We start from the raw sequence: 11,701 nt of genomic DNA, 5'->3' as shown, positions 1-11,701 counted from the left end.
GTCTTCTTCGTCCTCCTCTGCATCCTCGTCGTCTTCTTCGTCCTCCTCTGCATCCTCGTCGTCTTCTTCGTCCTCCTCTGCATCCTCGTCGTCTTCTTCGTCCTCCTCTGCATCCTCGTCGTCTTCTTCGTCCTCCTCTGCATCCTCGTCCTCTTCATCCTCCTCGGCGTCCTCTTCTTCATCCTCTTCGTCGTCTTGGAGAAGGTACAGAGGAGAATAGAAGACAGCCACGTCGTCTGGATGACTCCACGTGGACTCAAATTGCCCGCCGTCCGCAGTCTGTCGATCCGAAAGAGGGATGGCAGATGCCCCGTTTGCGACTGTCAGCAAGACAAAGACGAGGCTTAGTAAAGTCAGCGCGAGAACCCGTCGCATAGAGAGGTTGTCGGGGCACGAGAGTTTAGTTAATAATCATCAAGTTCGTAATAAGCTCCCCCTTGTGCTGACCGTCCGAAGTCACGTATTGTCGGCCGGAACGGTTGCTACATACCGTCCACCGTGCCGGCGCAACTCTGTCGAGTTCGGCGAGGACATTCGCCGTACACCGTCGATACCGAAGCGGTGAAACGTCGAACTGCTCGCAGTCGTCTGTTTCGGTCCGAACGATATTGAGAAACGTATCCTGGTCCCCTTCGCTACAATCACGTCAGTACGCTCGGCTTTCGACTTTCAGCTTGCACCGAATTGGGAACCCCTCGACACGAGTGGTACCTTACTTAGGATGTTCGAACTGGCCCAGAACTACTCGAAATCCGTTCCGGAATATTCCATCGAAAAAGACCGTCCTCTCGCAATTCGACGACTCGAAATGTATTCAGGTCGACTTATCGTAGACTTGATTTCCAACGGCGCCACCGATTCTCTGACTTTCCCTCTGCAGTTCCCACACCTGAACACAGAGAAGAATTGTTAGGCACAGCCCCGGACAGACACGATATGGCAAACGGAAACCCCACACGAACACGCAGCGCGCCGGAGGCGGATCGCCGATGACCCGCGTGATCGACGCCGCCCGACCGATAGTCGGGATGGTCCACCTCGATGCACTCCCCGGTGCCCCCGAATTCGACGGCGACCGGACGGCGATCAGTGAGGCGATGCGCCGGGATGCACAGCGGCTGGCTGCCGGCGGAGTCGACGCGCTGATGGTCGAAAACTTCGGCGACACGCCTTTCTACGCGGACGACGTTCCGAAACACACCGTCGCCTCGATGGCCGCACTCGTCGCCGACCTCCGGCGGACGGTCGACCTGCCGATCGGCGTCAACGTTCTCCGAAACGACGCCGCGGCCGCTGTCTCGATTGCCGCGGCGACCGACGCGTCGTTCGTCCGGGTGAACGTCCACACCGGCACCCGCGTGACAGACCAGGGGATCGTGTCGGGACGGGCGGCCGAGACGGTCCGGCTCCGCGAGCGTCTCGACGCCGACGTCGACATCCTGGCCGATATCGACGTGAAGCACTCCGCGCCGATCGCCGAGCGGCCGCTGGCGGAGACGCTTGCCGACCTGATCGAACGGGGGCACGCCGACGGAATCATCGCCAGCGGCGCCGGCACCGGTCGCGAAACCGATCGCGACCACCTCGAAGCGGTCGTCGCAGCCCGGGACCGACTCGGCGTCGACGTGCCCGTGTTCGTCGGGAGCGGCGTCACGCACGAGACGGTCGCGGAGACGCTCTCGATCGCGGACGGCGTCATCGTGGGCAGCGCCCTGAAGCAGGGCGGCGAGGCGACCGCGCCGGTCGAGGAGGAAGGCGTCCGGGAACTCGTCGCCGCCGCGGATCACTGATCCGGTAGATCCGACGGCGTGGCGAGTGCACCGCGCGGCCCCGGAGCCGTACAGTTCTGTGCGGCCGCGTCCGCGGCTATTTGGCCGGCTGTCCGCGGAACGGCATCGCTCAACACCCACGCGTGAATCAGCGCCGCGGTGAACTGGTCGCCCGCACCGGTCGTATCGACGACGTCACACGCTATCGCAGGAACGTGAATGGGTTCATCCGATTTGCCGGCCAGGTAGGCGCCATCCCTGCCGACCGTGACCGCGACGCGGCGTGCGCCAGTCTCTCGGAGGGTCCGCGCGGCCGGCTTCGGCTCCTCGGCCAGGTAGGATCGAGCCGCTATCTCGTTGGTGACGAACAGATCCGCGGCGGCCGCCGCCGCGTCGATCGTTTCGGGCGTCGTCCCGCGGCCCTCAAGTTCCGAGAGCGGCCCCGAGAGATCGAACGCCAGGGCATCGATCGTGCCGGTACGTCGCTGTTCGACGAGGTCGCGGACGACCCGATCGGGCGCGTAGGCGCTCGTGAAGACGACCTCGGCGGTCCGAAGCCGTTGGCGGTCGCCTTCTTTTAGTCGCAACGCTGGGACGCTGTCACCGCCGGCGACGATCATCCGGCCGCCCTCCGGCCCGCGAAGAATCAGCGTGTACGACGATGCCCCCTCACCACGCCGGATGTTGTCGGCATCGACACCCCACTCCCGGACCGACTCGATGATCGTCTCGGCCGCATCGTCGTCGCCGACTCGCGAGACGACCGCGGCGTCGTGTCCGAGGGCAGCGAGGCCGCACGCCACGTTCGCCGCGACGCCGCCGCCTCGGCGCTCGTAGTCCCTGACGAATGCTCCACCATCCGGTTTCGGGAGGTTCGAGAGGACGTAGACGTGATCGAGCACTGCGCTCCCGACGGTGACGATCGAAGCCATCCGGGATTAGCCCGCCGCCGGTTCTGGTACGAAATCTGCTTGCCCGGCGCTGCAGCGTCGATCTGAGAGCGATCGAATCGCGAACATATCGGTACACTGTTGGTGTCGCCACTAAACAGTGGTTCTCCGAACGGGCGGATTTCCCGGACGCGCCGCCTCCCAAACGACAAGCCTCCCCGGAACTACCAGCAAAACGAGATGGCCGATGTCGTCTGGGTGGTCCGACACGGGGAACGCCAGGATACCGTCGATCCGGACTGGGACTCGACCGCCGAGCGCGTCCACGATCCGCCGCTGACGGAACTCGGCCGCTGGGCGGCGTGGCGAGTCGGCCGCCGGTTCGTCGAATCCGAGCAGTCGTTCGACGCCGTCTACGCCTCGCCCTTTCTCCGCGCTGTCGAGACGGCCGGCGAGATCTGCCGGGAACTCGGTGCGGAATTTCGACTCGAACCCGGACTCGGCGAACACCGCAACCCCGAGTGGTTCGACGCGGAACCCGAGATCCTTCCGCGGGAACACCTGGCCGGTCGGTTCGAGACCGTCCGCCTCGATCACGAACCTCACGTGATCCCAACCTTTCCGGAAACGCACGCCGAGGCGATAGCGCGGGTTGGCGAGACAACCCGCCGTCTCGTCGCCGAGAACAACGGCGCGGTGCTCCTCGTCGGCCACGGACTCACGATCGGTGGCGTCATCGATGGACTCGTCGGCTCGACGGAGGGGGTCGAGGCGCCGCTGTGCGGACTGACGCGCCTCGTATCCGACGCGGAGGGATGGCAGCTGGACTGCTCCGGCGACACGGCTCATCTCGATCAATGACCCGGGGGTGGCAGTCGCAACCGTGAGTATTGTACAGCAATTCAAATGTTAAATTTGACAGTCTGAGCGGCAAAAAGAAGGATATTTATCGGCAATTCCGGTCCTACCGCGTGGGCACAGGATCGATCGACTGCACCGCATTCAGTGGGGCCGATGCCGGCATTCGCACGGCTGTGATCCGTCGGCGTCGGTAGTGGGGCGATCACACAAAAAGCGGAATGCAGCCGGTGACGGGAGCGATCGCTGTCTTCCGACAGCGAGGTCGACTCACAGCGACTGAATCCGCTCGCGAGAGCTGCGGCGCGGCCAGTTCGGTGGTCGTCGGTGTCCACCTACGGTATGACAGATCAGAGATCTCGACTTCGAACCGTTTGGATCGTTTCCCTCGTGGTGCTGCTTCTTCTCAGTCCGGTGGCCGGCATCGGCGCGTTCGCCTCCGTCGTCGCCGCTGACCAGGGAGAGATTTCCTTCGATTCGTCGACGTACTCTCCCGGCGATACCGTGACTGTCACCGTCGAGGATGGGGACCTGTCCACGAGCGAGGAGTATGTTATTAATATTCAGTCGGAGAGTGAATCGAAAGAGACTATTCTTAATCAGGACGTCCCTGATGGAACTAAGTTGGTCACAACAAACTATCCTGTTTCTGACGCTAATGGGGATAATAAAATAACTCCAGACGATGTAGTTTATGATAATAACGGAGACTCTTCAGGTAGAATAAGCAGTGTTTCTCGGAATGAAAATGGAACACTTGAGATCCAATTAACTTCTCAATCGGATTCAGATGACACAATCGGCTATAATCTTGGAGAGACGATTGAAATCAAACATACTGAGGGAGATAAATTCTCAGGGACGATCTCTGTAGACGAATCAGATAAAAATGGAGTACTTTACGTCGAAGATAATGATGATATAAATTCCACATATTCGGATGAAAGTGCTGGAGAAAAACGGATTTCAAATGCAACCATTGAAAAGAAAGATGAGACTTCTAACGATGATACCGGACCCCTCACCCACGGTTCAGTAACCGAATTCTCGATCGGTAGCCTCGCGGGAACGACGCTAACGCACACCGAAAGCGTCATCGAGGTCCCGTTCAGCGAGGACGTCTCGAAGGCGGGCGGGAAGGCAGGCGGACTGACGCTCGCCGACAACATCACCGTCACGGTCGACGGCTCGGACGTGACCGACCGCTACACGCTCGATGCTGACGGCTCGGCCGACGGACAGGTCGTGCTGAGTTCGGACACGGCGCTGAACTCCCGCGCTACCGCGACTGTCACCATCGACGCAGTGAACGACTCCGCCGACACCGAGACGATCAGGCCCGGCGAGGTCGACGTGGCGGTCACAGCCGCGACGCTGGCCGAGGGCGACGACGCCAGCACCTTCGAGAACGCGACCGTCGCGTTCGTCGCGACCGACGGCTCTGCCGACCACGATCAGGCCTTCGAGGTCGAAAACGAAACGGGGGCGTTGCGACTCGCGAGCAGCACGGGCCCCGGCAGCCAGGCCTTTGTCTTCGATACCGGGTCGCGGAACTGGAGCGGCGAGCACACCGTCGAAACGTTCCTCGATGGCGGGAGCGTCGATCAGCGGACCGACCTCTCCGTCCGATCGCTGGGGCTGAACGCCACCGTCACGGACCGGAACGTCACGACCGCCGACGCGATCGAGGGAACCGTCTCCGCGAACGCGGCTGGGCGGGACGTCGAAATCCGCCTCCGCGACACCGACGAGGACGCGGTCGTCGATCGCGTGAATCGAACGCTCGGCGGGAACGGGAACGAACAGTACTCCTTCGACGACGACTCGCTCACTGACGCCGGCCGGGGGAATTACACGGTCAACGTGACCGACGTCGAGACCGGGAGGACTGCGAGCGGAGGTCGGATTCACGTTGTCGACGCCTCGGAGCGTACGGTGGGACTCCGATCTTCCGTCGTCGAGGAGCACGCGGGCGACGTCGCCGTGTTCAGGGTCGACCTGGCGTACACCGACACCGCGACGCTGACCGTCGGTGGGCCCGCGGTCGGTATCCGCGCCAACGCCACCGTCGCCGACCGCGACGGGGACGGGACGGTTTGGGTGCGGTTCAATACGGCCGCCGTCGTGAACGCGAGTACGCTCCCCGCGGATGGCGGCGACGTCTTCGCGGTCGGCAGTGAAGCCGAGTCTGACGGCGCCGACGAGGTCATCGCGGCCGACGTCGACGACGAAAACGCCCCGTCAGAACCGCTGGATCCCGGCGAGTACGAGCTTTCGGTCCGTGCGGGAACGGACACGAGCACGCCGTCCGAGGGCGTCGGCACGCTCGTTCTGGCGACGGCCGAACCCAAGCGACTCCTCACGCGGACCGCCCCGGCGGGCGCGACGTACGACGACGCCGCAGACGTCTCCGCGGCGATCGAGGCGGGTCACCTCACGCGGACAGCAGCGGTCGCTGACGGCGACCGCGTCGTGCACCAACTCGTCCTGCCGGGACTGGCCGGCGAGTTCGCGCGCCAGTCCGGGAACGCGACGGAAACGTTCTTCGCGCTCGCGGCGTCGGCCGAGAGCGGCACCGACGCACTCTACGACCTGAACGTGACACGGAGCGACGTTCCCAATGCCGACGCGGAGCCGCTCGGGGTGAACGCAAGCACCGCCCGAGTCGTCGCCGATCCCGGCAACGACACGTATTTCCTCGTCTACAGCACTGCGGATCCGGCGCTCCCCGTTGCGGCCGGCGACGAGCTCACAGCGTCGTTCGCCGCCCGCGAGAACGGCACGTACGCCGACCTCGCGGACGATGAGCGACACCTCTCCGCCGAATACGCGCTCCTCGAGGGGACGATCACGCCGGCGTCGGAGCCCGTCACCGTCGTCGCTGCGGCGAACCAGTCGATCAGCGGGTCGACCACGGTCGCGCCCGGGTCGGAAGTGCGCCTCCGGGTCCGATCCACGAACGGGACGGAGCCGGCGTTTCTGAAAACGACCCACGCGACCGTCAATCCGAACGGAACGTGGTCGGCACCGGTCGACTTCGAGGACCAGCGAGTCGGCGACGCATTCACCGTGACGTCCGACGTCCGGGTGATCGATCCGGGCGCGCAACTCGACCTCCGTGGCGAGGTTCGTCCGGTCGAAACGACCTCGGCGGCAACGCGGGCGGCGACTGCGACCCCCTCCGGTGGCGGCGGTGGCGGCGGTTCAGCACCAGCGGCAGGCGACCCTGCGGCGGCCGAGGAGTCGACATCGACGCCCGAGCCGACCGTCACGTCGACTCGCGACTCCGACGATACCGTGATCGACTCGACGCGGCAGTTCGTCGGCGGCGTGATCGGGACTTTTGTCGACGAGTCCGCCGGGGAGAGCCTCCGTGACCGGCTCTTCGAGTTCGACGTGTTCGTCGCAGTCGGGGCAATCCTCGCTGTCGGGCTGTTCGTCTCGCGGTCCGGCTGAGCGCGCTTTCCGTTCGAAGCTGACCGTACGCTCGTCGTAACGCCTAAGAACCGAAGCGCCGTTCTATTCGATAATGAACCTAAACGCGAATTCGGATCTCGTGGGACCTCCCCGCGAGGGAGAACGGAGGTGGTTCCGTGGGCGTTGAGATCAAGGAATCGGCGGTCTCCGACGAGGAGTTCGAGGAGATGAAGCGGTTCGTCCGCGATTACCTCGCAGCGAGCGTCGAAAGCGAGGAGGACGGCGGCCGGATGCGGTGGTACCCCTGGCACAACGCCGAATACCGATACAACCACATCCTGAACGTCGTCGACCTCGCGACCGAAATTGCCGAGCGCGAGGGTGCGGACGTCGACGTGGTCCGCGTCGCGGCGCTGTTTCACGACATCTCGAAACTCGAAGCCGACCAGGAAGTCCACGCCGACGAGGGCGCCCGTGTCGCCCGCGAGTACCTCACCAGCCGTGGCGGGTTCCCGCAGTCGTTCGTCGAACAGGTGTGTCAGGTCGTCGCCGATCACTCCTATCAGGGGCCGCTCTCGGACGTCTCCCTTGAGACCCAGAGCCTCATCGAGGCCGATATCCTCGATAAGGTCGGCGCCAACGGCACGGCGCTGATGCTGCTCCGGATGGGATACGAATCGCGGACGCATATGGACGCCGCGGAGATGGTCGACCGCGTCTTCCAGCGCGGCCGCGACGCCACGGAGCGGATCGACTCCGACGCCGCTGAGACGATCGCCCACAAGCGACTCAAGCGGGTGAAGTGGTTCCGTGAGTGGCTCGAAGCCGAAGTCTCGGAGATGGACCACGCCGAGTCCGACGGCCTGCGCTGAAGGTCGCGGCGACGCGACCACCGGGCGCCTGCCGACCAGCGGCGGAACCGGAATCCGAAGCGTCCAGTAGAACTTACTTTGCCGGGCCGAAAGGTCGCGAGCGTGTCCGCCGAATACCCTCCACAGCCATCGAAACGTGTACAGATCGCCCTGGGTGTCGTCGTCCTCGTGACGTTCGTATACAGCGTCGTGATCGCGGCCCAGATCCTGCTGTGGGTCGTCCTCGTCGGGGTCGTCGCCGGGATCTACATCGCCTGGCTCCTCGTCGCCGCGGTCTTCCGGCTTGTCGCGGCCGTCGAACGGATCGCTGCAGCGCAGGAAGCGAAAGCCGGGATCGAATCGACACCGCGTCACGGCAGCGACGACGACGAGTAACCGAAAGATCAGGCGCGTTCGCTCTGTGACTGCGGTTGTCGAACCGTTTCGTCGCCGGAACGGACGAACCGGTGATCGTTTGTACGCTCGCGACCTGCACTCGACAATGACCGACTCCGGCAGCTGGGTCAGCCTCTTTTCGGGCGGAAAGGACTCCTCGTGGGCGCTCTACCGAGCCCTCGAGGAGGGACTCGACGTCTCGCATCTCCTGACTGTCCACCCCGGCGACGATTCGTATATGTACCACGTTCCCGAGACGCGGCTGGCCGGGCTGGCCGCCGAGAGTATCGGGATCGAACTCGTCGAAATCGAACCGGACGACCTCGGCGCCGCGGACGTCGAGGACGCCGGCGCACAGGGCGACCGGGAACTGGAGCCGCTGGAAGCCGCGCTCGCGGATCTCCAAGCGTCACTCGACGGCGACCTCGCGGGCGTCACTGCCGGCGCCGTCGAAAGCGAGTTTCAGACGTCGCGGATCCGCGGGATGTGCGAGCGGCTCGGAATCGACCTCTTCGCACCGCTTTGGGGTCGGGACCCGCGGGAACTGGCCGAGGCGATGCTCGCTGCGGGCTTCGAGATCCGGATCGTCCAGGTCGCCGCCCGCGGCCTCGACGAATCGTGGCTCGGCCGGACGCTCGACGCCGAGGCGCTCGCGGAGCTGGTCGATCTCAACGAAGCGTACGGCGTTCACATCCTCGGTGAGGGTGGAGAGTTCGAGACGCTCGTCACCGACGGCCCGCATATGCGGCGGCCGATCGAACTGGAGTACGAGACCGTCTGGGAGGGGACGCGCGGCCACATCCGCGTGACGGACGCCTGGCTCGGCGAGTAGCCGCCGGTCGGGTTGGCCTCCGAGCGGCCGCGCGTCGCACAGACCGTGGGCGGGTGATACTGACTATTGGCGTCTCTTCTCGGTGCTTGCCGGCACCGGGGGATGGCGAGCATCGGCAAACAGTTACAATAGTCATTATGAAACCCACGCTGACTATGACAATCCTCCGCAAAGTGGGGTGTATGACGGGGGATTTCAGCGTCGTTGACCCACAGGAAATCGAACAGCAGCGGTTTCCGGAGTCCGGACTCCACCACCGGAAGCTCACCGAAGCGCTCGGGTGCACGGAGATGCGCGTGAACACGGTGAGCCTCGGCCCGGGAGAATCGACGACACCGCACGCCCACGAACGACAGGAGGAGGTCTACGTCGCCCTCGATGGCGGCTTCGTAGGGATCGATGGATCGACGTACGAAGTCGCGCGCGGCGGTGTCGTCCGCATCGGCCCGGAGCCGTCGAGAAGCATTCGTAACGAGACCGACGACGCGGTCCAGACGTGGATTCTGTTCGGGGCTCCACCGGTCGGCACAGTCGGCGACTTCGGCGAGTACACGGTACCCGAATCCGATCCGTAGCGGTGGCGCTCGGGGGTCGAAGGTTGATCCGCACCCAACTGCGAGTGTGCGCCGACTACTCCAACTGCGAGTGTGCGCCGACTACTCCAACTGCGAGTGTGCGCCGACTACTCCAACTGCGAGTGTGCGCCGACTACTCCAACTGCGAGTGTGCGCCGACCAGGGCGCCGGACAGATCGAGATTCTCGATGCGGGCGTCCTCGTCGACGATGGTGTTGCGGAGGTCGGAATCCCGGATGACGGCGTCCGAGAAGACGACGGTCCGTTCGAGCCGGGACTCGGAGACGGATGCTCCCGCCATCACGTGGACGGTCTCGCCGAGTTCGACGTCCTCGACGCTCGCGTCGTCGTGGACGAAGGTCCCGCCGTCGAGGTACCACGAGACGGCGTCGAGGTAGCTCTCTGGCGTCCCGATATCGAACCACGCGCCGTCGAAGGTAAAGGCCTGGACGTCGCCCCTGTTCTGCAGCCACTGCATAAACCACCCCGGCTCGTCGGGGTTGTTGCCGTCTGCGAGGTACGTCTCGAAGTCCGGGAGCCGCTCCGCTGGGAAGGCGTAGCAGGCGATGGAGACGAGCGTGCTCTGGGGGTCCTCGGGCTTCTCCTGGAAGTCGGTGACGCGGTCGCCGTCCAACTGGACGAGGCCGTAGGACTTCGCGCGCTCCTTCGAGCCCACGTCGTAGGCGGCCAGACACGGGGTCGCCTTCGCCTCGAAGAAGTCGACGAACTCCGAGACTTCGAACGACAGCAGGTTGTCGCCGGCGATGACCACGAGGTCGTCTTCGACGCCCTCCCGGTCGATGAGTTGTGCGAGCGCGCCGACGACGCCGAATTTCTCGTCTTCCGCGACGGTCTCTTCGACGGAGAGTGTCGGTTTATCGTACGGCGAGTCGGCGATAAACTCCGCGAAGGTGTCGGCGAAGCGCTCGTTCGTGCTCACGAACACCTCGTCGATTCGGTCGTCGGCTTCGAGATCCTCGAAGATGACGTCGATAACGGTTCCGTCACCGACCGGGAGAAACATCTTCGGCCGGTGTTTGGTGATCGGCCACATCCGCGTCGCGTACCCGCCTGCGAGGACGACTGCCTTCATATCCCTATCCTCCGAGCGGAGTGTCAAGTGTGTTTCCCAAGAGCGGCGCGATCCGGGCGGGTGTTCGGTGCCGGAGGACGTATACCCCTCCGGGAGCCTACCGTCTCGTATGCCCACGTCGGACGACGACGCCACGACCCGAGAGCGGATCGCGGCCGCGTTGCGGACGGAACCACACGGGGCGACGGCGCTCTCGGCGACAGTCGGCGTCCCGAAATCGGCCGTGTACCAGCACCTCAATCACGTGGCCCGTAGCGTCGAGAGCGCGGGAGACAGCGAGCAGTTCCTGGTCGCGCCACCGGAGTGTCGAGACTGTGGATTCGATCGCTTCGACGATCCGCTGAACAACCCCTCGCGGTGTCCGGAGTGCCGCTCCGAGCGGATCGCTGAACCGCAGTTCGTCATCGAGTGAGCGGTCGGTGCGACCGTGTCCGTCTCTGCTTTTCTCTGCGTTAATCGTCGCCGTGCTCGTCGACGATGACGACCTCGCCGTCCTCGACGCGGACGTTGATCAGCGTCTTCACGTGGTGGCCGCTGTCGTCGAGTTCGTTCGGTCCGGCCTTCTTGATCACGGCGACGGTATCGACGATCTCGGCGCCGATGTTGTCGAGGGCATCGAGCACCGCCCGCATCGTCCCGCCCGTCGAGAGGACGTCGTCGAGGACGAGCACGCGGTCGCCCGGGTCGACGTCGTTGATGTACATCTCGCTCTCGGAGTAGCCGGTTTGCTGGCTCAGCGGTTCCTCGCCGTCGAGGCCGTACTGCCGCTTCCGGATGACGACAAGCGGGATGTCCGTCATCAGCGACACCGCCGTGGAGATGTGGATTCCCATCGCGGCGGGCGTGACGATCTTGTCGACGTTGTCGATCTCGGCCTTCCGGATGATCTTGATCACGATCTCCCGGAGGAGTTGCGGGCGAAGCATCGGAACGCCGTCGCTGATGGGGTGGACGAAGTACTCGTAGTCTCCCTTCTCGATGATCGGCGCATCCAAAAGCGACCGCCGCAGTTGGTCCATG

Annotated in this window: 12 protein-coding genes; 8 read left to right on the top strand and 4 right to left on the bottom strand. The window is 64.2% G+C overall.

Features of this window, described 5'->3' with window-relative positions; genetic code table 11:
• A partial coding sequence (locus tag RJT48_RS06015; protein ID WP_311171337.1) for a hypothetical protein occupies positions 1–375 on the bottom strand: 375 nt, incomplete at its 3' end.
• A 614-nt stretch (positions 376–989) separates the two neighbouring features.
• Between RJT48_RS06015 and RJT48_RS06010 the strand changes: the two genes are divergently transcribed.
• Complete coding sequence (locus tag RJT48_RS06010) at positions 990–1,790, top strand: BtpA/SgcQ family protein (protein ID WP_311171336.1); 801 nt, start codon at positions 990–992, stop codon at positions 1,788–1,790.
• Here the strand turns inward: RJT48_RS06010 and RJT48_RS06005 are convergent.
• Entirely contained in the window at positions 1,784–2,701 is a 918-nt protein-coding gene (locus RJT48_RS06005) for a carbohydrate kinase family protein (RefSeq protein WP_311171335.1), read from the bottom strand. The two genes, RJT48_RS06010 and RJT48_RS06005, sit on opposite strands and share 7 nt — an antisense overlap.
• A gap of 198 nt (positions 2,702–2,899) precedes the next feature.
• Between RJT48_RS06005 and RJT48_RS06000 the strand changes: the two genes are divergently transcribed.
• The 6 genes from RJT48_RS06000 to RJT48_RS05975 all read left to right on the top strand — a co-directional run bounded on the left by RJT48_RS06000 (position 2,900) and on the right by RJT48_RS05975 (position 9,588).
• Positions 2,900–3,520, top strand: a complete 621-nt coding sequence (locus tag RJT48_RS06000; RefSeq protein WP_311171334.1) for a histidine phosphatase family protein — start codon at positions 2,900–2,902, stop codon at positions 3,518–3,520.
• Between the two features lie 1,191 nt (positions 3,521–4,711).
• On the top strand, positions 4,712–6,973 hold the full coding sequence (locus tag RJT48_RS05995) for a BGTF surface domain-containing protein (RefSeq protein WP_311171333.1): 2,262 nt from the start codon (positions 4,712–4,714) through the stop codon (positions 6,971–6,973).
• 137 nt (positions 6,974–7,110) lie between these two features.
• Positions 7,111–7,806 carry an HD domain-containing protein gene (locus RJT48_RS05990; protein WP_311171332.1) on the top strand — a complete coding sequence of 232 codons (696 nt, stop codon included), beginning with the start codon at positions 7,111–7,113 and terminating at the stop codon, positions 7,804–7,806.
• 102 nt (positions 7,807–7,908) lie between these two features.
• Positions 7,909–8,181: a DUF8066 domain-containing protein gene (locus tag RJT48_RS05985; RefSeq protein WP_311171331.1), complete on the top strand. Its 273-nt coding sequence runs from the start codon at positions 7,909–7,911 to the stop codon at positions 8,179–8,181.
• 106 nt (positions 8,182–8,287) lie between these two features.
• Positions 8,288–9,013, top strand: coding sequence for a diphthine--ammonia ligase (locus tag RJT48_RS05980; protein WP_311171330.1), 726 nt, complete (start codon positions 8,288–8,290; stop codon positions 9,011–9,013).
• 182 nt (positions 9,014–9,195) lie between these two features.
• Positions 9,196–9,588 (top strand): cupin domain-containing protein, encoded by a 393-nt coding sequence (locus tag RJT48_RS05975; RefSeq protein ID WP_311171329.1) that lies wholly within the window; start codon positions 9,196–9,198, stop codon positions 9,586–9,588.
• A gap of 133 nt (positions 9,589–9,721) precedes the next feature.
• On the opposite strand, the gene RJT48_RS05970 is transcribed toward RJT48_RS05975, so the two are convergent.
• A complete protein-coding gene (locus tag RJT48_RS05970) occupies positions 9,722–10,681 on the bottom strand; it encodes a nucleotidyltransferase family protein (RefSeq protein ID WP_311171328.1) in 960 nt (319 codons plus the stop codon).
• Positions 10,682–10,790: 109 nt separating this feature from the next.
• Here RJT48_RS05970 and RJT48_RS05965 point away from each other — a divergent pair, with 109 nt between their 5' ends.
• A complete protein-coding gene (locus tag RJT48_RS05965; RefSeq protein ID WP_311171327.1) occupies positions 10,791–11,093 on the top strand; it encodes a transcriptional regulator in 303 nt (100 codons plus the stop codon).
• A gap of 40 nt (positions 11,094–11,133) precedes the next feature.
• Here the strand turns inward: RJT48_RS05965 and hpt are convergent, their stop codons facing one another.
• A complete protein-coding gene (hpt, locus tag RJT48_RS05960) occupies positions 11,134–11,700 on the bottom strand; it encodes a hypoxanthine/guanine phosphoribosyltransferase (protein WP_311171326.1) in 567 nt (188 codons plus the stop codon).
• Position 11,701: the final 1 nt, after the last annotated feature.

Source organism: Halobellus ordinarius, from assembly GCF_031823395.1.
In the GTDB taxonomy this organism is placed as follows: domain Archaea; phylum Halobacteriota; class Halobacteria; order Halobacteriales; family Haloferacaceae; genus Haloquadratum; species Haloquadratum ordinarius.
The sequence above is the reverse complement of the archived record's forward strand: the minus strand, read 5'-3'. Positions and strand labels throughout refer to the sequence as shown.

Bases quoted from the DNA above. Each gene is read 5' to 3' on its own strand.
- RJT48_RS06010 (WP_311171336.1), top strand. From the start codon at position 990: ATGACCCGCGTGATCGACGCCGCCCGACCGATAGTCGGGATGGTCCAC.
- RJT48_RS06005 (WP_311171335.1), bottom strand. From the start codon at position 2,701: ATGGCTTCGATCGTCACCGTCGGGAGCGCAGTGCTCGATCACGTCTAC.
- RJT48_RS06000 (WP_311171334.1), top strand. From the start codon at position 2,900: ATGGCCGATGTCGTCTGGGTGGTCCGACACGGGGAACGCCAGGATACC.
- RJT48_RS05980 (WP_311171330.1), top strand. From the start codon at position 8,288: ATGACCGACTCCGGCAGCTGGGTCAGCCTCTTTTCGGGCGGAAAGGAC.
- RJT48_RS05975 (WP_311171329.1), top strand. From the start codon at position 9,196: ATGACGGGGGATTTCAGCGTCGTTGACCCACAGGAAATCGAACAGCAG.
- RJT48_RS05970 (WP_311171328.1), bottom strand. From the start codon at position 10,681: ATGAAGGCAGTCGTCCTCGCAGGCGGGTACGCGACGCGGATGTGGCCG.
- RJT48_RS05965 (WP_311171327.1), top strand. From the start codon at position 10,791: ATGCCCACGTCGGACGACGACGCCACGACCCGAGAGCGGATCGCGGCC.
- hpt (WP_311171326.1), bottom strand. From the start codon at position 11,700: ATGGACCAACTGCGGCGGTCGCTTTTGGATGCGCCGATCATCGAGAAG.